Annotated in this window: 10 protein-coding genes; 9 read left to right on the forward strand and 1 reads right to left on the reverse strand. The window is 76.0% G+C overall.

The window, feature by feature from the left end:
• Positions 1 to 14: 14 nt before the first annotated feature.
• The 9 genes from Apa02nite_RS10535 to Apa02nite_RS10575 are packed head-to-tail and all read left to right on the forward strand — an operon-like array spanning position 15 to position 22815.
• Entirely contained in the window at positions 15 to 857 is an 843-nt protein-coding gene (locus Apa02nite_RS10535; RefSeq protein WP_239164232.1) for a DUF4132 domain-containing protein, read from the forward strand.
• On the forward strand, positions 854 to 5527 hold the full coding sequence (locus Apa02nite_RS10540) for a hypothetical protein (protein WP_203824876.1): 4674 nt from the start codon (positions 854 to 856) through the stop codon (positions 5525 to 5527). Before Apa02nite_RS10535 ends, Apa02nite_RS10540 begins: the two co-directional genes overlap by 4 nt.
• The gene (locus tag Apa02nite_RS10545; RefSeq protein ID WP_203824877.1) at positions 5524 to 10257 is read left to right on the forward strand and encodes a hypothetical protein; all 4734 of its coding nucleotides are present in this window, start codon (positions 5524 to 5526) and stop codon (positions 10255 to 10257) included. Before Apa02nite_RS10540 ends, Apa02nite_RS10545 begins: the two co-directional genes overlap by 4 nt.
• Positions 10254 to 14921: a hypothetical protein gene (locus Apa02nite_RS10550; protein WP_203824878.1), complete on the forward strand. Its 4668-nt coding sequence runs from the start codon at positions 10254 to 10256 to the stop codon at positions 14919 to 14921. Before Apa02nite_RS10545 ends, Apa02nite_RS10550 begins: the two co-directional genes overlap by 4 nt.
• Positions 14918 to 16087 carry an ATP-binding protein gene (locus Apa02nite_RS10555; RefSeq protein WP_203824879.1) on the forward strand — a complete coding sequence of 390 codons (1170 nt, stop codon included), beginning with the start codon at positions 14918 to 14920 and terminating at the stop codon, positions 16085 to 16087. The genes Apa02nite_RS10550 and Apa02nite_RS10555 overlap by 4 nt, the downstream gene beginning before the upstream one ends.
• The gene (locus Apa02nite_RS10560) at positions 16080 to 19625 is read left to right on the forward strand and encodes a DUF5682 family protein (protein ID WP_239164233.1); all 3546 of its coding nucleotides are present in this window, start codon (positions 16080 to 16082) and stop codon (positions 19623 to 19625) included. Before Apa02nite_RS10555 ends, Apa02nite_RS10560 begins: the two co-directional genes overlap by 8 nt.
• Positions 19622 to 21646, forward strand: a complete 2025-nt coding sequence (locus Apa02nite_RS10565; RefSeq protein ID WP_203824880.1) for a hypothetical protein — start codon at positions 19622 to 19624, stop codon at positions 21644 to 21646. The genes Apa02nite_RS10560 and Apa02nite_RS10565 overlap by 4 nt, the downstream gene beginning before the upstream one ends.
• 33 nt (positions 21647 to 21679) lie before the next feature.
• Positions 21680 to 22447: a hypothetical protein gene (locus Apa02nite_RS10570; RefSeq protein ID WP_203824881.1), complete on the forward strand. Its 768-nt coding sequence runs from the start codon at positions 21680 to 21682 to the stop codon at positions 22445 to 22447.
• Positions 22444 to 22815, forward strand: a complete 372-nt coding sequence (locus Apa02nite_RS10575; protein WP_203824882.1) for a GntR family transcriptional regulator — start codon at positions 22444 to 22446, stop codon at positions 22813 to 22815. The genes Apa02nite_RS10570 and Apa02nite_RS10575 overlap by 4 nt, the downstream gene beginning before the upstream one ends.
• Here the strand turns inward: Apa02nite_RS10575 and Apa02nite_RS10580 are convergent.
• On the reverse strand, positions 22803 to 25100 hold the full coding sequence (locus Apa02nite_RS10580) for a putative bifunctional diguanylate cyclase/phosphodiesterase (RefSeq protein WP_203824883.1): 2298 nt from the start codon (positions 25098 to 25100) through the stop codon (positions 22803 to 22805). The genes Apa02nite_RS10575 and Apa02nite_RS10580 overlap by 13 nt on opposite strands.
• Positions 25101 to 25112: the final 12 nt, after the last annotated feature.

The raw sequence follows: 25112 nt of genomic DNA on the forward strand, positions 1-25112 counted from the left end.
GTGCCGGGTATGAAGTGAGCGTCGACCAGGGCAAGGTGGTCGCGCGCACGGCACAGGGCAAACGGCTGAAAAGCCTGCCCAAGGCACTCAAGGACCACGAGGCGGTGCTCGGTCTCCGGCAGCTCGTCGAGTGGCTGACCCGGCACGAGACGACGTGCCGGACCGAGGTCGAGCGGTGGATGATCCGCTCGTTGCCGGTGCCGGTCGCGGTCATCGCCCAGGTCTGGGCCGACGAGTCGTGGCGGGCCGTGCTGCGCGACCTGGTGGTCGTGCCGGTCAGCGCCGACGGCGCGTGGGATGTCGCCGGCGCCGGGCTGCTGCGCGACGCCGAGGAGGCCAAGGGCCTCGGCGTCGTCGACCTCGACGGCGAGTCCACCCGGATCACCGCGGAGCGGGTCGCGATCCCGCACCCGGTCCGGCTCCCCGACCTCGACGACCTCCGCGAGTTCGCCTCCGACCTCGGCGTCGAGCAGGGCACCCTGCAGCTGTTCCGCGAGGTCTGGCATCGGCCGGCCGACCCGGCCGAGCAGCGCCGCGAGCTGGCCCGCTACTCCGGCGCGAAGTTCAAGGAGCTGCGCCACGTGCAGTCCCGGGCCTCCGCCGCGGGATATCGCGTGCAGGGCGGCACCACGGTCTGCCGGATCTGGGAGGACGGCCGGACCGTTGTCGCCTCGGTGTGGATCGGCGAGGGCGACCCGGGGTATGAGACCGAGACCTCCGACCTGTCCTTCGCCGACGCGGCCGGGCAGCGCCTGGAGCCCGCCGACGTGCCGCCGGTGGCCTGGTCCGAGGGCCTGCGGATGGCCGCCACCCTGCACGCCGGCCGGGTCGTCGACGAGGAGCAGTCCGAGCGATGAGCACGACACTGCTCGAGGCCGGCGCGATCCTGCCCGGCCGGTCCGCTGACGCCGCTCTCGACACGATGACCGCCCGCGCCTATCGGCACCCGGCGCTGGACGGCCGCACCGTGGTCCGGCTGACCGGCGCGACCGTCGGCCCGGCCGAGGACCTGAGCATGGAGTTCCTCGGCTTCCAGGCGGCCGGGGTCACCGAGGTCGGGCACGGCAGGCGGCACGCGCTGGGCTTCCCGGCCTGGGCGCTGGTGCACGACCCGGTCAACGGGCGGCACGCGCTCGCCATGGTCAAGGACATGGAGAAGCTGGCCCGGACCGCTCGCAACAAACCCGGCAACGCCCGCGACGGCTATCTCGCCCTGGCCCAGCGGCTCGGCGACGCCGCACCGCAGTTCCTGCCGACGTTCTGGGAGCAGGCCGGGCGCGCGTTCCTGGCCGCCGACAACCAGCGGATGGCCGGGACCTGCTTCACCGACGCCCGCCGCGCCGAGCAGGTGCACGGGCTGACCGTCGACGAGGACCGGCTCCGCGACGTGCACCTGGAGTTCGCGTTCGGCGGGGCGCTGACCGCGGCCATGCTGACGGCGTATTCGCGCGAGGTGGTCACCCGGCGGACCCCGGCCGAGGCGTACGAGCTGGTCCGGTCCCTGGCACTGCAGCGCGTCGCGGGCGGGCTGGCGCCGCACGCCTCGATGGCGGCCGACCTGGCCCGGCTGGCCAAGGCCGCCGGGCTGGACCCCGAGGCCGAGGCCGACACCCTCGTGGCACTGACGCTCACCTACCCGGCGATGGCCCGGGCGCACCCGGCGGTGTGGAAGGCGTACCGGAAGAACCTGGTCCGGCTCGGCAAGCGCGACGCCACCGTCCGCGCCCGGCTGCTGGAGATCGTCCCGGACCCGCCGGGGTGGGACACCGACATCCGTGACCAGTGGCTGGAGCTGCTCGACGCCACCGGCGCGACCGCCGACCTGACCTCCCCCACCGTCTCCGGCGTCTCGGCCGCGCGCTGGCTGGCCCGGTTCCTGGCGATCCACCTGCATCACCGGACCGGGCGCCGCCACGCCGGGCTGCTCGACCTGGCCGGGCGGATGACCCGGCGGCTGATCGCCGAGGGCGGGGTGACCGTCGCCACCGACCCGTGGCAGGCCGACGTGGACCTGGTCGACGTGTTGCGGGCCGGTGGCGTGCCGGTCCGGGTCGGCCCGGCCGACGCGCACGGGTTCAACATCCGGGCCTGGGCGGACGACGCCGGCGCGGGCCGCCGCGACCTGGCCGCTGTCGCCGCCGACCCGGAGCTCCGGCCGCTGCTCCGCCGGGGCGTCCGCCGGTTGCTCTTCTCGTTCCGCGGCGACGCCGGCCTCGCCGAGCCGCCGCTGCCGGCTCCGATGCTGACCGAGCGGTTCAGCCCGGCCGGCGTCCGGGAGGTGCTGGTCGAGCTGATCGGCGACCGCGCCGGGCGGGCCGGCGCCGGCGGCGTGGCCGGGCTCGAGGCCGACCTGATCACGCTCGGCCCGCTCTGGTCGGCGGCCGGTGTCGCGCTCGCCCCTGATGCGTTCGGCCGGCTGCCGGCCGTCGACGTGGCGGCGGTGCTCGGCCGCACGCTGCGCGCCGGGTCGCTCGCGGAGCTGACCTGGCCGGCGTACGAGCAGGCCGCGGCCCGGCTGGAGAGCCTCCAGCAGGGGGTGTCCTGGCCCGACCTGGTGCTGCACGACCAGCGGGCGGCGCAGGTGATCAGCCCGGACGGCCGGGTCACCGAGCACGTGTTCCGGATCCCGCCGGCCGGGCACCGGCACGCGCCCGGCCACTGGTCGCGCACCTCCTGCCTGGCCGCTGACGGCGAGCTGCTGGTGTGCTGGAGCACCGACGACGGCCAGGCCGGGTACTGGTCGTCGCACCCCGACGAGCTGATCGAGGGCGACTGGCAGCTCCAGTACGGCCTGCCGCTGTCGCTGCCGGGCGGCGGGCTGACCACCGGACAGCAACCGGTGCACGCCGGGGACGCCCGGATCGCGATGACCTCCGGCTACGCGGTGGCCTCGGACGGCACCGCGTACTGGCGGCGGGAGGAGGGCCGGAGCGGGCCGGGGCAGGACGGCCGGATGTGGCGGGAGTTCGACCCGCTCACCGGCCAGGCCGGGCGGGTCAGCCGGCCGGCGTTCTTCGCCGCGGCCGGCGACGGCCTGATGCCCTACCAGTGTTCGCTGCGGCCGCTGCCGGCCGCGTTCGCCGGTTCACCGCTGGGCGGGCACGACGGGCTGGCCGGCTGGCGGCTGACCCGGACACCCGACGGTGTCCCGACCGGCACCGGCATCGACGGGCGCCAGGTGACCCTGCCCCGGCACCGCTTCGGCGATTGGCCGATCGGCGCGGTGTCCCTGCCCGGCACGGCCGCGCCCCTGCCGATCACTTCCGGACACCACGGTGTCCGGCTCTGGACCGCCGACGGCGAGCACGTGCTGGCCACCGAGTCCCTGCCCAGCGCCACCCTGCCGCCGCTGGACTGGTGGCACGCGCTGCGGACCCGGGACGAGGCCGGCTCCGCCGCGCTGCGGGTCGTCGACGACGCCACCGCGGCCGCCCTGCTCGCCGTCGCCGACGCGGTGACCGACCCGGCCGAGCTGCACGCGGCGGCGACCGCGAACCTCGCGGCCCACCTGCCCGCGATCACCGACGCCACGCTGCGCGACCGGATCGCCGGGGTGGTCACCCTCGCGGTCCGGCTGCGCCGCCGGCTCGCCGAGGTCACCGCGCTGCTCGGCCCGCAGCCGGAGCGGGCGTCGCGGGTGCCCCGGGTCGCCGACGACGCGCTGCGCGCCGCCTGGGCGGGCCTGTGTGACACCGGGAGCGACTACCGGTCGACGGCCTCCGACCACCAGTTCCTGGAGCAGGTGGCCGCGGCCGGCGCCCTGCTCGCCGGTGCGCCCGACCCCGCCGAGCCGCTGCCGACCGCCCCGGCCGACTGGGTGCCGCTTCTGGCCGGCCTCGGCGCCCTGGCGCTCCGGGCGGCCTCCCCGGCCACCGGCGACGACGACCGGGCCGCGCTGAGCGCCCTGCTCGGCACGATCGCCGGTACACCGCTGGACGGCAGCGGCCCGCCGATCCGCCTGCTGGAGGTGACCCAGGAGGCGCTGGCCGACGGCGCCGTGGACGTGTACCGCGACGGCGCGCGGACCTTCGTCCTCTTCGCGCCGAACGGCTTCCACCGCCTGCAGGTGGTTCACCGCTGGCAGCACCGGGCGGTCCAGGCGGCGCCGGACGGGGTGTTCGCGCTGCCGTCCGGGCCGGCCCTGTTCGACCGCGCGTCGGCCCGGCCCAGCGGCCGGCTCGCCGGTGACCGCCTGCGCACGTTCCTGACCCTGCTCGCCGAGCGCGGGCCGGCGCCGTGGCGGCCGGAAGCGGCCGACGCCCTGGCCGAGGCGACCGGGATGGGCCGGGCCGAAGCGGTGCTCCTGCTCGCCGGGCTGCCCGACATCGCCACGTGGCGGGCGACCTACCTGACCACGCAGCAGCGTGCCGCGATCGGCGTCGCCCAGCCGCCCGCCCGGATCGCCCGGACCACGCTGCAGAAGCTGAGCATGACCGAGCGGGTGGCGCTGCTCGACGCGGCGATGCCCGCCGACCCGGTGGACCTCTGGGAACACGGGCCGGACGTGGCGTCGATCGCGGCGGCGTGGATCGCGCGGCACGGCCGCCGGGTGGCCGTGCCGGAGCAACTCGTCGGCGAGGTGGCCCGGCTGGTCAACGCGTCGCGGGCGTCCACCGTGCTGCAGGCGATCGCCGGGCCCGGCCCCGACGACTGGCTGAACACCGACGGCCGCTGCACCCCGCGCGGCCAGCACTGGATCGTCACAGAGGCCGAGCGGGGTGTGCCGTTCACCGAGGAGCACCTGCACCTGACGGCCATCGCCCTGCCCTGGCTGGCGTATTCGCTGAGCTGGGACGATCCGCTGCGGGGCACGCTGCCCGAGGCGCTGCGCCTGATCCGGGAACGACTGCGCAACCCGCACCTGCTGGTCGGGTCCCAGATGCACCGGGCGAGCACCCGGCCCGACGCCGGACCGGCCGTCGTCGACGGCGTCACCTACAACACCCACCTGGTCCTGCACCTCGTCCCGGCGCACCTGACCGGCCCGGACGACCCGGCGATCGGGTTCGTCGACGACGCCACCGCGACCGCGCTGCGGATCCTGCTGTCCCCGGAGATCGACGAGGCGCTGAGCACCCCCGACGGCGCCACCGGCGATCCGCACGACCCTCGGGTCAGCGTGCCCGGCCTGGTCGCACAGGTGCAGGCGCGGCACGGGCTGGACGCCGACGCCGCCACGTACTACCTCCAGCTGCTGACGCTGCCGGACCCGACGGACAAGGCCGTACAGAAATGGAACGGCTGGAAACCCGCGGCCCTGCGCCCGGTGCAGGCGGCCCTGATCGACAGCGGTCTGGTGGTGACCGCGAAGCGGGAACGCGCCGGGCGGCCGGTGTTCCTGCCCGGCGGCTGGCACCCGGACACGTCGCCGCGGCTCCCGGTGGAGACCTGGAAACTCCCGATGTACACGCAGATGTGGCAGGCCCGGCTGGTGATCCGGTCGCTGCCCGGGCTGTTCGGCACGGCCTGGGCCCGGGTCACCGACGGTGACCTGCCCCGCTACCACGACCTGGAGGAGACCCGGTGAGCGAGGCACTGCTGGCGGCCGGAGCGATCCTGGCCGGACCGGCCCCGGAGCCCGGGCCGGACACGATGACCGCGCGGACCTATCGGCACCCGGCGCTCGACGGCCGCACGGTGGTCCGGCTGGTCGGCGCGACCGTCGGCCCGGCCGAGGACCTGAGCATGGAGTTCCTCGGCTTCGCGGCGGCCGGTGTCGCCGAGGTGGGCCACGGCCGGCGGCAGGCGCTGGGCTTCCCGGCGTGGGCGCTGGTGCACGACCCGGCCAACGGGCGGCACGCGCTCGCCCTGGTCAAGGACATGGAACGGCTGGCCCGGACGGCTCGCGGCAAGCCCGGCAACGCCCACGACGGCTACGCGGCCCTGGCCCAGCGGCTCGGCGGCGCGGCACCGCAGTTCCTGCCGACGTTCTGGGAGCAGGCCGGTCGGGCGTTCCTCGACGCCGGCAACCCGCGGATGGCCGGGACCTGCTTCACCGACGCGCGCCGCGCCGAGCAGGTGCACGGGCTGGTCGTGGACGAGGAGCGGGTGCGCGACGTGCACCTGGAGTTCGCGTTCGGCGGAGCGCTGACCGCGGCCATGCTCACCGCCTACTCGCGCGAGGTGGTCGGGCGGCATCCGGCGGCGGAGGCGTACGAGCTGGTCAAGACGCTGAGCCTGCGGCGGATCGCGGGCGGGCTGGCGCCGCAGGCCGGCCTGGCGACCGACCTGAACCGGCTGGCGAAGGCCGCCGGGCTGGACGCCGAGGCGGAGGCCGACGCGGTGGCCGCGCTGCTGCCGACCTACCCGGCGGCGGCCCGGGCGCACCCGTCGGTGTGGAAGGCGTACCGGAAGAGCCTGGTCCGGCTCGGCAAGCGGGACGACGCGGTCCGCGCCCGGCTGCTGGCGATCGTGCCGGACCCGCCGGGGCACCGCACCGAGTTCACCGACGACTGGGTGGAGTTGCTCGACGCCACCGGGGCGAGCGCCGACCTGGCCTCCGGAGCGGGCGGCCCGGCCGGTCGCTGGCTGGAACGGTTCCTGCACGGCCGGCGCCGGGGCCGGCGCAGCGAACGGCTGCTGGCACTGGTCGAGCGGCTCGCGCCGCGGCTGATCGCCGAGGGCGGCGTGCAGATCGCGCCCGGCCCGTGGAGCACCGACCTCGATGTGCTCGACCTCTGCCTGGCCCTCGGCGTGCCGGCCACGGTCGGCAACCAGCACACCGCCTCCCGCTTCGACCTGCTCTCCTGGGCCCGGGACACCGGACCGGGCCGGCGGGACCTGACCGCGATCGCCGCCGACCCGGCCCTGCGCCCGATGCTGGGCGGGAGCGCCCGGCGGCTGTTCGCCCGGCGCGGCGGGGAGAACTCGCTGACCGCGCCACCGCTGTCCGACGCGGCACTGCAGCAGATGTTCGACGCGGCCGGCGTGCGCGACGTGCTGGCCGACCTGCTCGCCGAGCTGGCCGGGCGGGCCGGCGCGGGCACCGTCGCCGGGCTCGACAACACCCTGACCGAGCTGGGTGCGCTGTGGTCGGCGACCGGCATGGCGTTCGCCCCGGAGGCGTTCGGCGGCCTGCTCGCGGTCGACCTGCCGGCGGTGCTGGCCCGGTCGCTGCGGGCCGGATTGATCACCGAGCTGAGCTGGCCGGCGTACGAGCGGGCCACGGCGCGGCTGCGGACCGTGCGGGCCGGGACGTCGTGGCCCGAGCTGGTGCTGCACGACGAGCAGACCGCGCTGGTCCTCGCGCCGGACGGGACGATCACCGAGCACGTGTTCCGGCTCCCGGCCGGCGCCCCCGTGCACCACGCCGGCGTCAACTGCGCGCTGGTGGACGGCGAGCTGGTGGTGAGCTGGTATTCCAGCGAGGGCCACCACGCGCACTACTGGTCGTCACGGCCGGACGAGGTGCGGCCGGGGGCCTGGCAGATCGCGTCGCCGGGCTGGACGACACTGGGCGAGCCGCTGCCGATCCCGGGCGGGGGCCTGACCGCCGGGTCGCGGCCGCTGCACGCCGGGGACGCGCGGGTGCCCGGGGACGCCTATCCGGTGGCCACCGACGGGCAGGCGTTCTGGCGGTGCGAGTGGCACCAGGCCGCCGAGCGGACCTGGGCGTGGCGGTGGCGGGAGTTCGACCCGCACACCGGCGAGGGTGGCCGGCTCAGCGTGCCGGCGTTCTTCACCGCCGCCGAGACCGGCAGCGGAGCCGCGGAGGACGGCTGGCTGGTTGCGCACGCGTGCCGGTTGCGGCCGGTCCCGGCGGCGTTCGCGGGCTCCCCGCTCGGCGTCCGGGACGGGATGGCCGGCTGGCGGGTGACCGCCACCGGCGCGGGCGTGCTGACCGGCACCGGCATCGACGGCCGCGAGGTCGTCATGCCGCGCCCCCGCCAGGAGCACCACGACCGCGGGGACCACGGCGAGACGCTTGTCGCCGCGGTGCTGCTGCCCGGCGCGACGGCGCCGCTGCCGGTCACCCGGCTCCGCGGCTATCCGGTCGGTGACCTGCGGATCTGGACCGCCGACGGCGAGCACCCGCTGACCGTCCAGCCGGACGTCACCCCGGCGCTGCCGCCGCTGGAGTGGTGGCACGCGATGCGGGCCCGCGACGAGGCCGGGTCGGCCGCGCTGCGCCGCCTCGACCCGGCGACCGCGGCCGCGCTGCTCGCCGTGGACGCCACGGTGACCGGCACGAACGCGCTCGCCGCGGCGGCCACCGCGACCGTGCTGGCCCACCTGCCCGAGGTCACCGACACCACGCTGCGGCAGCGGATCGCCGAGGTGGTGGCCCGCACGGTGCTGCTGGGCCGGCGGATCGCCACCGTTCCGCAGCACCTGGGCGAGCAGCCGGTGACCACCCGGCGACCGCCGGAGCTCACCGACCGCGCGCTGCGGCAGGCCTGGGAGGGGCTGTGCGGTTCGGACACCACGTACTACTCCGGGTCGACCGCCGAGCAGAGCCAGAACGCGGAGCAGATCCAGCGGGTCGGCGCGCTGCTGGCCGCGCCGGCGGCCGCCGGTCCGGAGGGGGTTCCGGCGCTCGGCGGGCACTGGACGGCCCTGCTCACCGGGCTCGGCGCGGTGGCCCTGCGCGCGGCGTCCCCGGTCACCCCGGAGGCCGACCGGGCCGCCCTGGCCGGCCTGCTCACCCTGATCGCCGGGACGCCGCTGGACGGCACCGGTGTGCCGTTGCGGGTCATCGAGGTGGTCCAGGAGCGGATGGTCGCCGAGCCGGTCGAGGTGCGCCGGGACGGCGAGCAGCTCACCGTGCTCTTCCCGCCCAACCGCAGTTTCACCTTCGGCCAGGGCGCGCAGTGGCGGCGTCAGGCGCTGCAGGCCGCGCCGGACGGCGTGTTCACCCTGCCGGACGGCCTGTTCCTGCGGGCCGACGCCCCGACGGGCGGCCGGCTCGCCGGTGACCGCCTGCGCACGTTCCTGACGCTGCTCGCCGAGCGCGGGCCGGCGCCGTGGCGGCCGGAGGCGGCCGACGCCCTCGCCGCGGCGACCGGGATGGCACGGGCCGAGGCGGCCATGCTGCTCGGCGGGCTGCCCGGGGTGGGCCGGTGGGAGGCGAATTTCCTCGGCGCCGAGCAGCGCGCCCTGCTCGGCGTCTCCGCGGCCCACGCCAAGGTGGCCCGGGCGAGCTTGGGGAAGCTGAGCTTCACGGAACGGATCGCCCTGCTCGACGCGGCGATGCCCGCCGAGCCGGCCGACCTCTGGGAGCGCGGGCCGGACGTGGCGGCGATCGCCGAGAAGTGGATCGCGCTGCGCGGACGGCGGGCGGTCGTGCCGGACGACCTCGTCGCCGAGCTGGGCAAGGTGATGGACGCGTCGCGGGCCGCGGGCACGCTCCAGGCGATCGCCGCGCCGACCCCCGGCGACTGGCTGACCACCGACGGCCGCAGCACTCCGGGAAGCCACGGGAGCATCCGGACCGAGGCCGGCGAGGGAGAGCCGTTCGACGTGCCGCACCTGCTGGCCGCCGCGACCGCGCTGTTCTGGCTGGGCTATCACCTCACCTGGGACGACCCGATCCGGGCCGCCCTGCCGGAGGCGCTGCGCCTGGTCCGCGAGCGGCTGCGGAACCCGCACCTGCTGATCGGCGCCTGGACCCATCCGCCGGAGGACGAGCCCGATCCCGGCCTGCCGCTGGTCCCCGGCGAGAGCTTGGGCCGCTATGCGGTGCACCACCTGGCGACCGCGCGGCTCGACGGGACGGACGACCCGGCGCTCGGCCTGATCGGTAAGTTCGTCGCGCTACCGCTGCGGATGCTGCTGTCCGCGTGGATGGACGACGTGGTGAGCACCCCGGCCGGGGCCACCGGTGACCCGCACGACCCGCGGGTGAGCGTGCCCGGCCTGGTCGCGCAGGTACGGGACCGGCACGGGCTGGACCTCGACGCCGCGGCGTACTACCTGCAACTGCTGGCGCTGCGGGACCCGGCGGACAAGGCCGTACAGAAATGGAACGGCTGGAAACCCGCGGTGCTGCGCAAGGCACAGGCGGCCTTGACCGACAGCGGTCTGGTGGTGGCCGCCAAGCGGGAGCGCGCCGGACGGCCGGTCTTCCTGCCCGGCGGCTGGCAGCCGTCCCGGGCGCCGGTCGCGCCGATGGAGACCTGGAAACAACAGCTGTACGAGGTGGACGGGACGGTGGCGATGGCGCCGCCGATGTCCGTGCCACGCCTGTTCGCCACGGCCTGGGGCCGGGTCACCGACGGTGACCTGCCCCGCTACCACGATCTGAAGGAGACCCGGTGAGCGAGGCGCTGCTGGCGGCGGGAGCGATCCTGACCGGTCCGGCCGGGGAGGCCGGGCTGGACACGGTGACCGCCCGGTCCTATCGGCACCCGGTGCTGCCCGGGCGGACCGTGGTCCGGCTGGTCGGCGCGACCCTCGGCCCGGCCGAGGACCTGACCATGGAGTTCCTCGGGTTCACGGCCGGCGACCCGGTCCCGGTCGGGCACGCGCGGGCGCAGGCGCTGGGCTTCCCGGCGTGGGCCCTCGTCCACGATCCGGCGAACGGGCGGCACGCGCTCGCCCTGGTGAAGGACATCGAGAAGCTGGCCCGGGCGGCGCGCAGCAAACCGGGCCTCGCGGTGGACGGCTACCACGCGCTGGCCGACCGGCTCGGCGCGGCCGCGCCACAGTTCCTGCCGACGTTCTGGGAGCAGGCCGGGCGGGCGTTCCTCGACGCCGGCAACCCGCGGATGGCCGGGACGTGTTTCACCGAGGCCCGCCGCGCCGAACAGGTGCACGGGCTGGTCATCGACGAGGACCGGGTGCGCGACGTGCACCTGGAGTTCGCGTTCGGCGGGGCGCTGACCGCGGCGATGCTCACCGCGTACGCCCGCGGGGTGACCGACCGGCGGTCCGCGGCCGAGGCGTACCACCTGGTGCGGTCGCTCGCGGTGCGGCGGGTCGCCGGTGGGCTGGCGCCGCACGCCTCGATGGCCGCCGACCTGGCCCGGCTGGCGAAGGCCGCCGGGCTGGACGCCGAGGCGGAGGCCGACGCGGTGGCCGGGCAGCTGCTGGTGTTCCCGGCGACGGTCCGGGCGCACCCGTCGGTGTGGAAGGCGTACCGGAAGAGCCTGGTCCGGCTCGGCAAGCGGGACGCCGCGGTCCGCGATCGGCTGCGGCAGCTCGTCCCGGAGCCGCCCGGCTACGACACCGACATGACCGACCAGTGGCTGGAACTGCTCGACGCGGCCGGCGCGACCGGCGAGCTGATCCCGCCGGAGTCACCGGACGGCACGGCGAGCCGCTGGCTGGAACGGTTCCTGGCCGGCCGGGAGGCGGGTCGGATCACCGGCCGCAGCGCCCGGCTGATCGCGCTGGTCGAGCGGATGCTGCCGCGGCTTGCCGCCGAGGGTGGCTTGACGATCGCGTCCCGGCCGTGGTCGGCCGAGCTGGACCTGCTCGACCTGTGCCTGGCCGGCGGGGTGCCGGTCCGCTGCGGCGAGCAGGCCGGCGACCACCTGCCGCTCGAGTCCTGGGTGTCCGACACCGGGCCGGGCCGCCGGGACCTGGCCGCGATCGCCGCCGACCCGGTCTGGCGCCCGCTGCTGCGGCGCAGTGTCCGGATCGCGGTCCGCCGGTTCCGCTCCGGCGACTCGCTCACCGGCCCGGCGCTGCCGGCCGAGACGCTGACCGTCGCGTTCGGCGTGCCCGGGGTCCGCGAGCTGCTGGTGGAGGAGCTCACCGAGCAGACCGCCCGGGCCGGGCAGGGCACCGTCGCCAGCCTCGACTTCGACCTGACCTCGCTGGCGCCGCTCTGGTCGCCGGCCGGGATGGCCCTCGCCCCGGACGGGTTCCGCCGGCTGCTGGCCGTGGACGTGCCGGAGGTGGTGCGCCGGACGCTGCGGGCCGGGCTGCCGGTGGAGCTGAGCTGGCCGGCGTACGAGGCGGCGGCCAAACAGAAACTGCGGGTCAGCTTCGGCGACGCCTGGCCCGACCTGGTCGTGCACGATCACCTCTCCGCGCACGTCATCGCACCCGGCGACCGGGTCACCGAGCACGTGTTCCGGCTGCCGGGCGCCACCTACCAGGACGTCAGCTGCCGGCTCGTCGACGGTGACCTGCTGGTGGCCGGGTGGAACTGGGACGGGCGGGACGCGTACTGGTCGTCGCACCCGGCCGACGTGTTCGACGACGACCTGCGGGTCCACCCGGTGGCCTGGGGGGTGGCCGCCCTGCAACTGCCGCTGCCGGGCGGCGGGGTCACCACCGGCACCCGGCCGGTGCACCCCGGTGACCGGGTCGGTCCCGGGACGGCGTACCCGCTGGCCACCGACGGGCAGGCGCTCTGGCTCTGCGAGCCGTCACCGGAGCACGGCTGGCGGTGGCGCGAGTTCGACCCCCGCACCGGTCAGTACGGCCGGATCAGCATGCCCACGTTCTTCACCGGCGCCCCGGACGGCCACCGCCTGGTGGAGCAGGTCTGCCAGCTGCGGCCGGCCCCGGCGGAGTTCGCCGGGTCGCCGCTGGGCCGCCGCGACGGCCTGGTCGGCTGGCGCGCCGAGATCACCGCGGACGGCGACCAGGCCGGCGAGAGCGTCGACGGCCGCCGGGTCACGCTGCCGCAGCGCGCCCTGCGCCGGTTCGACCGGGACAGCGGGTCGTCCCGGCTCAGCGCCGCGGTGCTGCTCCCGGGCGCGACCGTCCCGCTGCCGATCACCCGGACCGACGGCCACTCCCGCGGACGCCTGCAGATCTGGACCGCGGACGGCGAGCACCTGCTGGCCGAGCAGCCGGACGGGACCAGCACGCTGCCGCCACTGGCCTGGTGGCACGGGCTGCGGGCCCGCGACGAGGCCGGGTCGGCGGCGCTGCGCGAGCTGGACGAGGCGACCGCGGCCGCGTTGCTCACCGTGGACGGCGCGGTGACCGGCACCGCGCAGGTCAAGGCGGCCGTGGCGGCGAACCTCGCGGCGCACCTGCCGGCGGTCACCGACGAGGTGCTGCGGGACCGGATCGTCGAGGTGGTCGCCCGGGCGGTGCGGTTGCGGCGGCGGATCACCGAGATCCCGCAGCACCTGGACGCCGTGCCGGCGGTGGCCGGCCCGGCACCGGCCGTCGCCGACGACGTGCTCGAGGAGGCGTGGCGCGGCCTGTGCGGCTTCAGTCACCAGACCCACCACGGGTACGGAACCGGGCGGGAGGGCCGCCACGACATCCTGGCCCAGGTCGGCGCGGTCGCGGCCACGCTCGGCGGCGACGAGCCGGTGCCGCTGCGCGCGGTCGAGCCGGTCTGGTTGCCGCTGCTGGCCGGGCCGGGTGCGGTGGCCCTGCGGGCGGCGTCCCCGGTGACCGGCGACGACGGCCGGCGGGCGCTCGCCGCGTTCCTGGCCACGGTGGCCGGCACCCCGCTCGACGGCGGCGCGCCGCTGCGTGTGCTGTACCTGTCCCATCCGGACAAGGCACCGCCCCACCCGAACTCGCGGCACACCGTGCTGCTGCCGGGCGAGCAGCAGTACTACGGCAAGGACCAGACGGTCACCCACGCCGGGGTGCAGCTCACCCCGTTCGATCCGCCCGCCGGCATGACCCTCACGGAGGAGCTGCGGGCCGGCGGCCGGCTCGCCGGCGAGCGGCTGCACACGTTCGGCGCGCTGCTCGCCGAGCACGGGCCGGCGCCGTGGCGGCCGGAGGCGGCCGAGGCCCTCGCCGCGGCGACCGGGATGACCCGGGCCGAGGCGATCCTGCTGCTGGCCGGGCTGCCCGGGATCGCCTCGTGGGAGGCGAACTTCCTCACCGCCGGGCAGCGCACGGTGCTCGGTCTGACCTCCGCACACGCGAAGGTGGGGCAGGCCGCGCTGCGCGAGCTGACCCCGCCGCAGCGGGTCGCGCTGCTCGACGCGGCGATGCCCGCCGACCCGGCCGCGCTCTGGACCCACGGGCCGGACGTGCCCGCGGTCGCCGAGGTGTGGATCCGGATCCGCGGCCGGCGGACGCCGGTGCCCGAGGATCTGGTCGCCGAGCTGGCCCGGATCACCGACCGGGAGCGGGCCGCGGCGGTGCTGCAGGCGATCGCCGGGCCCGGCCCGGGTGACTGGCTGAGCACCGACGGCCGGACCGAGCGCGGCGGGTGGTCGCTGCAGACCCGGGCCGCCACCGGGGTGCCGTTCGACGAGGGTTACCTGCACGCCGCGGCGGCCGCGCTGCCCTGGCTGGCCTACGGACTGACCTGGGACGATCCGCTGCGGGCCGGGCTGCCCGAGGCGTTGCGACTGATCCGCGAACGGCTGCGCCACCCGCACCTGGCGGTCGGGACCGGCGAGCACGAGGCGACCGCCCGCCCGGCGGCCGGGCCCGCGCTGGTCGACGGCTGCACCTACGGCGGGACGGTGCGCCACCACGTCGTACCGGCGCTGCTGTCCGGGCCGGACGATCCGGTGCTCGGCCTGATCGACGACGACACCGCGAGCAGCCTGCGGGTGGTGCTCGGCGGGTGGCTGGACCGGGTGGTCGCCGCCCCGGCGGGCGACGGCGGGGATCCGCACGACCCCCGGGTCGCGGCGCCGGAGCTGGTCGACGCGGCCGGTGCGCGGCTCGGGGTGGACAGGGCGGCGGCCGCGTATTACCTCCAGGTGCTCGCGTTGCCGGATCCGACGGACAAGGCCGTACAGAAATGGAACGGCTGGAAAGTCGCCACGCTGCGCAAGGCGCAGACGGTCCTGACCGACAACGGTCTGCTGGTGGCGGCGAAGCGGGAGCGGGCCGCCCGGCCGGTGTTCCTGCCCGGCGGCTGGACACCGGCCCGGGTGCCGCGGCTGCCGGTCGAGACCTGGAAACTGCCGCTCTACCTGCACCTGAGCGGACGGCAGTTCGTCACGCTGCCGCTGCCGGAGCTGTTCGCCGCCGCCTGGGCCAGGATCACCGCCGGTGACGTGCCCCGCTACCACGACCTGCAGGAGAAGCTGTGACCACGACGCGCCCGACCGCACCGGCCGCCGCCCCCGAGGCCGATCCGGGCTCCGCCCGGCAGATCGACCCGCCCGAGCATCGGTTCGCCGACGAGCTGACCTTCCTCGCCGCCGCCGACACCGGGGCCCGGCCGCCCGGCTGGCGGCTCACACCCCGGGCGGTGGTCACCTTCATCGCCGGCTCCGGCGGCGCGCTCCTCGACGGCCCGGGCGGCAAACGGGTGATCGAGCCGAAGTTCGTCGGTGAGCGCGCGCTCGTCGAACGCTGCGTGGTCACCCTGGCCGGCGAACGCGGGCTGCTGCTGGTCGGCGAGCCGGGCACGGCCAAGTCGATGCTCTCCGAGCTGCTCGCCGCGGCGATCTGCGGGACCAGCGCCCTGGCCGTGCAGGGCACCGCCGGCACCACCGAGGACCAGCTCCGGTACGGCTGGAACTACGCGTTGCTGCTGGCACAGGGCCCGTCGCCGGAATCCCTGGTGGCGTCGCCGATCCTGACCGCGATGACCACCGGCGCGGTCGCCCGGGTCGAGGAGATCACCCGCTGCCTGCCCGAGGTGCAGGACGCCCTCGTGTCGATCATGTCGGAGCGCCGGATCAGCGTGCCCGAGCTGGCCGGGCAGGACGGGGCGGTCGGGTATGCCGTACCCGGGTTCTGCCTGATCGCGACGGCCAACCTGCGCGACCGCGGGGTGTCCGAGATGTCGGCCGCGCTGAAACGGCGGTTCAACTTCGAGGTGGTGCCGCCGATCGCCGACCTGGACGCCGAGGTCGCGCTGGTCACCCGGCAGGCCCGGGCGTCGGTGGAGCGCGGCGGGGCGGCCTTCGAGGTGGACGAGGCGGTGCTGGAGACGCTGGTGACCGCGTTCCGGGACCTGCGGAACGGGATCAGCGCGGAAGGCTGGGAGGTGGAACGGCCGTCGTCGGTGATGAGCACCGCCGAGGCGGTGGCGGTGGCGGCGTCGATCGGGCTGTCCGCGGCGTACCTGCCGGGGCCGGATCCGCTGTCGCTGCTGCCCGGGCACCTGCTCGGGGTGGTCCGCAAGGACGACCCGGCGGACGCGGAGCGGTTGCTGGCGTACTGGGACGGTGCGCTGCGGCGGCGCGCCGAGGCCGGTGGCCGGATGTGGCGGCAGCTGTGGGAGCACCGGGACGTGCTCCGTGACTGACCCGCGCGCCGCCGTCGACCGGCTCGCCGGGGACGCCCGGGTGCAGCTGATCGGGGTGCGGCACCACTCGCCGGTGCTGGCCGCGGCGATCCCCGCGCTGCTCGACGCGTTCCGGCCGGCGACGGTGCTGGTCGAGCTGCCCGCCGAGATGCAGCCGTGGGTCCACTGGCTGTCCGATCCGGACACCGTCGCGCCGGTCGCCCTCGCGGCCGCCGGTGAGGACCGGCCGCTGGCGTTCTACCCGTTCGCCGACTTCAGCCCGGAGCTGGCCGCGGTCCGCTGGGCGCGGCGCCACGAGGTGCCGGTGATCTGCGCGGATCTCCCGCTGACCGATCCGGCCTGGGAGTCCGAGCGATCCGCTTCGATGCCTGTCGCCGACGGGCCGGGGCTTCGCGAGACCGTGCACGCCACGATGTCCGGACGCGCCGGGGACGACCTCTGGGACCGATGGATCGAGGCGGAGGCGCCGGGCAGTCCGCCGGAAGCGGTCCGGCGGGCCGCTCTCGCGGCCGGGTGGGCACTGCGGCAAGACACTTCACGGTACGGCGTGGAGCCGCTCGACCTGCGCCGCGAAGCCTGGATGCGCCGCTGCCTCGCCGATGTGGCGGGGCGGGTCTCCGCCGTGGTCGGAGCGTTCCACGCGCCGGCGCTGCTCGACGGCACGTCGATGGGGTCCCTCGCCGCGCCGGTCTCGGCGGGCTCCTCCCCCGTGCCGGACCCGGCCGGTTCTTTCCTCGCGCCGAGCCCGGGTGGGCGGGATCAGCCGGTGATCTCGCTGGTTCCGTACACGTTCGACCTGCTGGACGCCCGGTCCGGTTATCCGGCCGGGATCCGGGACCCGCGCTGGCAGCAGGCGGTCCTCGAGGGTGGCGCCGAGCCGGACCGGGTGCGGGCCGCGGCCGACCGGTTCGCCGTCGAGGTGACCCGGGCGCTGCGGGCACAGGGCCAGCCGGCCGGGCCGGGCGAGGCGGCCGAGGTGACCCGGCTGGCCGCGGACCTCGCCGGGCTGCGCCGGTTGCCCGCCCCCGGCCGTGGCGAACTCGTCGAGGCCCTGCAGACGGTGCTCGCGCAGGGCGCACCGGCCGGTACCGGGCGGGGTGTCGCGCGGGCCATGGACGAGGTGCTGATCGGACGGCGGCGCGGCCGGCTGCCCGGCGGCGTCCCGGTCACCGGGCTGCGGCCGGCGGTCGAGGGGGAGATCGCCGCGCGGAAGCTGCCCGGCCCGGGCCGACCCGGCGAGCGGATCCGGCTCGACCCGCTGCGCTCCCCCACCGACCGCGCCCGCGAACTGATCATCCGTCGGCTGGCCGCGTGCGGCGCGCCCTACGGTGACCCGGGCACGGCCGGGCCGGTCTCCGGGGGCGAGACGCTGACCAGCACCTGGCGGGTGGAGTGGACCCCGGCCGTGGACGCGGCGCTGGGCCTGGCCGGCCTGCACGGGGTCACCCTGGCCCAGGCCGCGGAGGGGATGCTCGCCGCCCGCCGCCGCCGGGAACAGCAGGCCGGCGGCCCGACCGCGGAGCAGGCCCTGGCGGGTCTGGAGCAGGCCGCGGTCTGCGGGCTGCCGGGACTGGCCGGCGAGCGGCTCGGCGACGTCCGGCAGGCGGTCTGCCACGGCGGCGGCATCCAGCAGATCATCAGCGCCCTGCACTTGATCAACCGCATCGAGCGCGGCCACATCCCCGGCCTCCCCGCCACGCCGGCGCAGCCCGCTGGCCCCTCATCCCCGGCCTCCGATCCGACCGCGGCCCCTGACGGGCTCGGGGCGGCCCGGGACGAGCTGCACGCGGCGGCGGTCGCGGCGGTCGGCGGGCTTGCCGGGTCGACGCGGCTCGAGGATGCGCGGGCGTTGCCGGACCTGGTCCAGGCCGCTGACGAGGCCGGGCGGCGGCTCCGGCTGGGCCGGGCGATCCATGGCCTGGCCCGGAACGGCACGCCGCTGATGTCCGGGGCCGCGATCGCGGTCGGTGTGCTGCTCGGGCACGATTCGCCGGAGGCGTTCGGCGTCCGGCTGGCGTCCTGGGCCGACCTGCCGGACGCCGGGGCGACCGATCGGCTGCGCGGGGCGCTCAGTGTCGCCGGCGCGCTGTTGCAGTCCGGGGGCGAGTTCCTGACGCCGTTGATGGACACCGTGGACCGGATGCCGGACGACGACTTCGTCAAGCGTCTCCCGGCGCTGCGCGGCGGGTTCGACGCGCTGAGCCCGGCCGATCGGGACCGCCTGCTGCGCACGGTCGGCGAACGCCACGGCACGGTCGGCGAACACCTGCCCACCGACGCGGCCACGGTGGCCGGCTGGATCGCCGCCGACCGGGCCGGTCTGACCGCCCTGCGAGCGCTGGGCCTCACCCCAACTGCGGCCCCGGCCTCAGCCACCGCCCCGGCCTCAGCCACCGCCGCGCCTGAGCCGGGCGAGCCGCGCCCGGATGTCACGACGGACGGGATTTCGCCCGGGCAGCGCTGGCGGCTGCTGCTCGGCCGGGAGCACGAGAAGCTCTCCCCGAGACAGCGCCGACTGGCCACGGCGCTCGACGAGCTCTACGGCACCGGGCGCGGCGAGGGCGCCTACACCGTGGACGGCAGCGGCGCGGGGCGGGAGGCGGCCTACCCCGAGATCCGGGACTGGCTCACCGATCTGGAGGCGCTGTTCGGCACGTCCGTACGAGATGAGGTCCTGGCCCGGGCCGCGGAACGCGGACGCCTCGACGCGGTCCTGGCCGCGGACCCTGACCGGGTGCGGCCCTCGATCGACCTGCTGCACGCGGTGCTGTCGATGGCCGGCGGCCTGCCCGAGGCACGCCTGGCCCGGCTGCGGCCGCTGGTCGCCCGGCTCACCGCCGAGCTCACCGCGCAACTGGCCCGGCGGATCCGCCCGGCGCTGACCGGCCTGGGCACGCCCCGGCCGACCCGCCGCCCGACCGGACGCCTCGACCTGGCCGCGACCGTACGCCAGAATTTGCACACCGTGCGCCGCGACGCGACCGGGCGGCCGCAGCTGCTCCCGGAGCGGCCGGTGTTCCGCAGCCCGGGCCGGCGCAGCGTCGACTGGCAGGTCATCCTGCTCGTCGACGTCTCCGGCTCGATGGAGGCGTCGACGATCTGGGCGGCGCTGACCGCTTCCGTGCTGGCCGGGGTGCCCGCCCTGCGGACCCACTTCGTGACGTTCTCCACCGAGGTCATCGACCTCACCGACCGGGTCACCGATCCGCTCTCGCTGCTGCTGGAGATCCGGGTCGGCGGTGGCACGCACATCGCCGCCGGGCTGCGCTACGCCCGGCAGATCACGCTGGTGCCGAGCCGCACGCTGGTCGTCACGATCAGCGACTTCGAGGAGGGGTACTCGGTCGGTGACCTGGTCGGCGCGGCCCGGGCCCTGGTCGACGACGGGGTGACGCTGCTCGGCTGCGCCAGTCTCGACGACCGGGGCCGCCCGCGGTACAGCACCGGCGTCGCGTCCCAACTGGTCGGCGCGGGCATGCCGGTCGCCGCACTGAGCCCGGCCGAGCTGGCCGGATGGATCGGAGACAAGGTTCGATGAGTCTGCCACCGGTCGATCCCGCGGTCACCGCCGAGGCGGTCGCGGCCCTCCCCGCCCGCCTGCGCAAACGGCTCGACGAGGCGGTCACCCAGGCCCGGGGCTGGCCGGTGGAGACGGCGGGCGATCGGGTCACGGTCCGTCCCGACGATCAGGTGTACGTCGTGCTGACCGTCCCCGTCACCGACCCGGCGGACGCCGTCTGCAGTTGCCTGCTGGCACCCCGCTGCCTGCACCGGACCGCGGTCCTGAGCGCCGCTCCGATCCGCGCCGGCGGTGACGAGTCCCCCGCGCCCACCGACGATCCCGCGGCCGACAGCGGCCCCGCGCGGGCCGGCACGGCACCCCCGGACCAGCCACAGCCCGGCGCGTCACCGACCGGCGACCCCGGAGTCAGCGCGACACAAGCCGACGCGCCCGGAGTCAGCGCGACGCAAGCCGACGTTCCCGGGGTCAGCGCGGTGCAAGCCGACGCGGCGCACGGGCTCTGGGTGGTAGCGGCCACGATCCTGGCCAACGGCATCGCCGGCGCCGGAGCGGTCGCGCAGGCCGATCTGCTGCGCGCCGTGCACCAGGCGCGCGCGACCGGCCTGCACGGACCCGCGGCGGCCGCGATCCGGGTCGTCGAGCACCTGCGGGCCGGACGCCGGGAGGAACCCGCGTTCCGGCTCGCCGACCTCGCCGACGACCTGCGGGAACTCCTCGCCGCCTGCCACCGGCTGGCGGCCGGCGACGGCACCGTGGCCGGGGTGGCCCGCCGCGACTACGAGCCGGTCGGCGACCTGCGCCTCTATGGACTGTTCTGCGAACCGATCCGCGCCGCCACCGGGCACGCCGGCGCGGTGACCTACCTGGCCGATCCCACCGGGCGCCTCTGGGTGGTCTCCGACGTCAAGCCGTCCGACCGCCCGGCCACCGGGTCGGCGACCCGCGCCTCGGTCGACCTGGGCGAGGTCCGGCTCAGTCATCACGCCCTGTCCCGGGCCGGCCTGCGCGCGATCAACGCGCACGCGTCGACCGTCGGCCGGCTCAGCCACGGCCGCGCCCGGCAGGCGGTGGCCGCGCCCGGCGCGGGCTGGTTCGACCCGCCGCTCGACGCCCTCTGGCAGACCGGGCTCGCCGCGCAGGTGGACCGCTGGCTGGCGGGCACCGCGCTGCCCGCGCACGCCCGGCCCGCCGCTCACGACCTGGCTTTCCTCGACGGCACCATCCTCGGCACCGACCGCCGCGGCCTCCTGCTCACCCTCGACCATCCCGATGCCGCCCAACCCGATCCCGCCGCCCGATCGGACCAGACCGACAAGGGCCAGACCAGCACTCGGGAGCCGCTCACCATCGTCGTTTCCGCGCCGCACGAGGACCCCTCGCTGCCCTACGTCACCAACCTCCGGGTCCTCGGCATCCACGCCATCGGCCGGCGCATCCGGCTGGTCGGCCGCTTCACCGGCCCACGCCAGGTCGACGGCCTGGCCTTCGCCGCCCGATGGCTCCGCACCGGAGAACCCGGCCACGGCAGCCCCGCGCACGGCAGCGACTCCGCGCACGGGGGCAGCTCCGGCCACGGCGGCGACACCGGGCATGTCGATCTCGGCGCCATCCCGCTCACCCGCGCCGACGTCGCCGAGACCGTCCGCGCCCGGGGCAACTTCCTCTCACCCGGCGCCACCTTCCACACCGTCGCCGGCCGGCCCGTCCTCGACCCCACCCCGAGCCCGGCACCCGCCGCTCCCCCGCTCCACCTGCTGCGGCACCAGGTGGAACGGGTCGCCTCGGCCGGCCGCTCGGCCCTGCTCTCCGGGGTGGACGCCGACGCCCGCCGGCTCGCCGACGCCCATCTCGGCACCGCGAGCACGGTGCTCGCCGAGCTCGGCGCGGCCGGGGTCCGGCGGACCCGGGACGTCTTCGGCCGCCTCGACCCGCACGACGCGGACCGGCTGGCGCGGGCCTGGCTCACCGCGGCGGTTTACGAGCAGGCCGCGACCCGGGCGACCACCCGGCAGGCCTGGACCGCCGACTTGTGTTGACACAAATCCGGATGACCCCCTAACTTGTATCACGTGCTTGATACAAATAACGACGCCAGCCGCCGGGCGCTGCTCTGGCGGCTGGCCGGTCTCGGCGCCGGCCTCGCGGCCGCGGTGCTGCTGGCCGGCGCCCCGGCGAGCTGGCTCGGCCGCGGCCTGGCGCTGGCCGCCCCGGCGTTCGCGCTCTGCCTGCTGGCCGGCGTCACCGCCGGTGAGCTGACCGCGCGGGTCCCGGCCGGCGCCACCCGCACCGCGTCGCTCGAGGTCCGGACCACCCGGTCGTTCCTGCCGCGCCGGATGGCCCGCTGGGTGGCCGGGCTGCTGGTCCTGGCCGCGGCCTTCTTCACCGCGACCGGCCTGGCCGCGGACACCGACGACATGGGCCGCGCCGGGCGCAGCCTGACGGCCGCCTGCGGCGACCTGGTCTCCTCCACCGGACCGTGGCCGGGCCGGTTCTACAGCGTGCCGATCGCGCTCGCGGTCCTGCTCGGCCTGGGTGCGGCGGGCTTCGCCATGCGTACGGTGGTGGGCCGCGGCCGTCCCGTGGTGGACGGGGCCGGGCGCGCCGCCGACGACGAGGGGCGCCGCACCTCCGCGCGGGCGATCCTGGCCGCCTGCGGTGTCCTGGTCGCCGCGCCGCTGGCCGGGTCGGCGCTGTTCGCCGCCGGGGCGCTGGGCCGGGTCGACTGCCCGTCCGCGCTCTACCCGGCGGCGCAGTGGGCAGCGCTGGCGGTCGCCGCGGTGGCCGGGTTCAGCGCCTGCGTGTTCACCGCGTACGCGGTGCGGCCCGGGACCCGATGAGCGCTCAGCTGCGGGTGGACACCACGAGCCCGGTCCCGCCGTACGAGCAGATCCGCGCCCAGCTGGCCCACCTGATCACGCAGGGTGCCCTGCCGGCCCGGGAGCGGCTCCCCCCGGTCCGCCAGCTCGCCGCCGACCTGGGACTGGCCGTCGGCACCGTCGCCCGGGCCTATCGCGAGCTGGAGCTGGCCGGGCTGGTCACGTCCCGGCGCGGCGGCGGCACCCGGGTCGCCGACATGGTCCGGCCCGCCCCGGCACAGCACCCGGTCGAGCAGCTCGCAACGGCCTACGTCACGGCCGCGCGCCGCCTGGGTGCGAGCGACGATCAGGTGCTCACCGCCGTACACAAAATGCTTCAGGCGGGCTGAGAGGAGCGTTGCAGGTCGGCGAGCCGCAGCTCGACGATCCGGGCCGGCGGGACCGGCCGGGACCAGTAATAGCCCTGGCCGTACTGGTAGCCGAGCGACCGCAGCAGGTCGCGCTGCTCGGACGTCTCGATCCCCTCGGCCACCGACGCCAGCGCCAGCGCCGAGGCCATCTGGCTCACCGCGGTGGCCACCGCCGACTGCCGGCCCACCGTGTTGATCGACTCGACGAACGAGCGGTCCAGCTTCAGCGTGGTCACCGGGCAGGTCAGCAGCAGCCCGAGCGACGACGCCGCGGTGCCGAAGTCGTCGAGCGCCAGCTTCACGCCGAGGCCGCGCAGCGCCAGCATCGCCTCGTTGGACGCCTCGTCGTCGAGCACCGCGGTCTCGGTGACCTCGATGCTCAGGCAGGCCGGCGGCAGCTTGTTGATCGCCAGCGCCGCGGCCACGTCGTCGACCAGCTGGGCATCCCGCAGTTGCCGGCCGGCCACGTTGACCCCGACGGTCAGCGAATCGACGCCGGGGAACTCGGCGCGCCACTCGGCCGCCTGCCGGCACGCCTCCTGCAGCGCCCACCGCCCGATCGCCACGATCTGGCCGGTACGTTCCGCGATCGGGATGAACTCGACCGGCGACACCATGCCGCGGGTCGGGTGGTTCCACCGGATCAGCGCCTCGACCCCGGTCAGCCGCTCGTCGGAGAGCCGGACGATCGGCTGGTAGACCAGGCTGAACTGGTTCTCCTCGATGGCCGTGGTCATCTCCCGGATGAGCACCGCCTCGGCGCTGATCCGGGCGCCCATCTCGCCGGTGTAGGCCACCCACATGCCCTTGCCGCGGCGTTTCGCCTCGTACATCGCGATGTCCGCGTTGCTGAGCAGGGTCTGCGGGTCGTCGCCGGGGCGGGCCTGCGCGACGCCGACGCTGGCCCGGGTGACGATGGTGTGCTGCCGCACCACGATCGGCACGGCCAGGCGCCGCAGGATCTCCTCGCACACCCGGCCGGCGATCTCCGGACCGGCGCCGGGCAGCAGCACGGCGAACTCGTCACCGCCGAGCCGGGAGACCACGTCGTCGGTGCGTACCGCCGCCCGCAGCCGCTGCGCCACCTCGACCAGCAGCGTGTCGCCGGCCGCGTGACCCATGGTGTCGTTGGTGATCTTGAAGTCGTCCAGGTCGATCAGCAGGACCGCACCGTCACCGTCGCAGTCGCGCATCAGGCTGTCGCGCATCAGGTCGCCGAAGTGGGTGCGGTTGGCGAGCCGGGTCAGCCCGTCGTACGACGCCCGGTCCCGCAGCTCCTCCATCGCCACGTCCAGGCGGGAGATCAGCATGGCGTTGTCGTGGAACGCGACCAGCTGCCGCCCGGCCACCAGGAACGTGATCACGACGACGCCGATCGTCGCGCCGTACATCTGTGAGCTGGTCTTCTCCGGCAGCATCATGAAGAAGACCACGAAGGTGATCGCGATCATCCCGTACGGGAGCAGGCTGTACGGCCGCCGCTTGACGCTCTGGTGTGCCCCGCCGCTGCGCACGATCACCTGCTGGATCCACGGTCCGACCGCGATCAGCAGGGACGGGGCCAGGCGGATGACGTAGACGTACGGATGATCAAGGGTTTGAAAATCGCCGGGCAGGAACGTGCTCACGCCCTGGACCATCGCGGCACTGACCATCGGCCAGGCGGCGATCCGGGCCATCGGCGGCGCCTGGACCAGGGCGACCTTGGTCGCCGAGAACGTCGCGACGAGCACCAGCGCCGCGGTGACACTGTCGTTGACCCGGCTGCTCTCGTTGCCGGAGACCGGGTTGAACGCGAAGCACCAGGCCACCACGCTCCCGCCGACCAGCACCGTGGTGGCGTCCAGCCAGAAGACGAACTTCTCCCGGATCGTGGTCAGCCCCTGCGGGAAGATCAGGCAGGCGATGACGTTGCTGGTCATCCCGACGGTGAAGAACACCGTCTGCACCGAGCCGCCGGACAGCGACGGCACGCTGGGCGCGAGCATGGACTGCAGAGCCTGGAACGTGTCGCCGGCGGTGAAGCACGCCCCGGCGAATCCGATCATGGTCCAGAACCGGCGGTACCGGGCGTGCGCGATCCACCGCAGCCGCCACCCGCCGTAGGCGAGCGCGAAGTCCAGCGGCACCTGCACGGTCCAGTACGCGCGCACCTGATCGACCGGCCGGCCGTCCAGCGCGAAGAACAGGACCCACCCGAGCAGGGTGATCCCGAGGAGGGTGAGCAGGACAGGATCCCGCCGCAACCGCCCGAACGTCGTCAAGTTGACCCTCCC

Source organism: Actinoplanes palleronii, assembly GCF_016862315.1.
GTDB lineage: Bacteria > Actinomycetota > Actinomycetes > Mycobacteriales > Micromonosporaceae > Actinoplanes > Actinoplanes palleronii.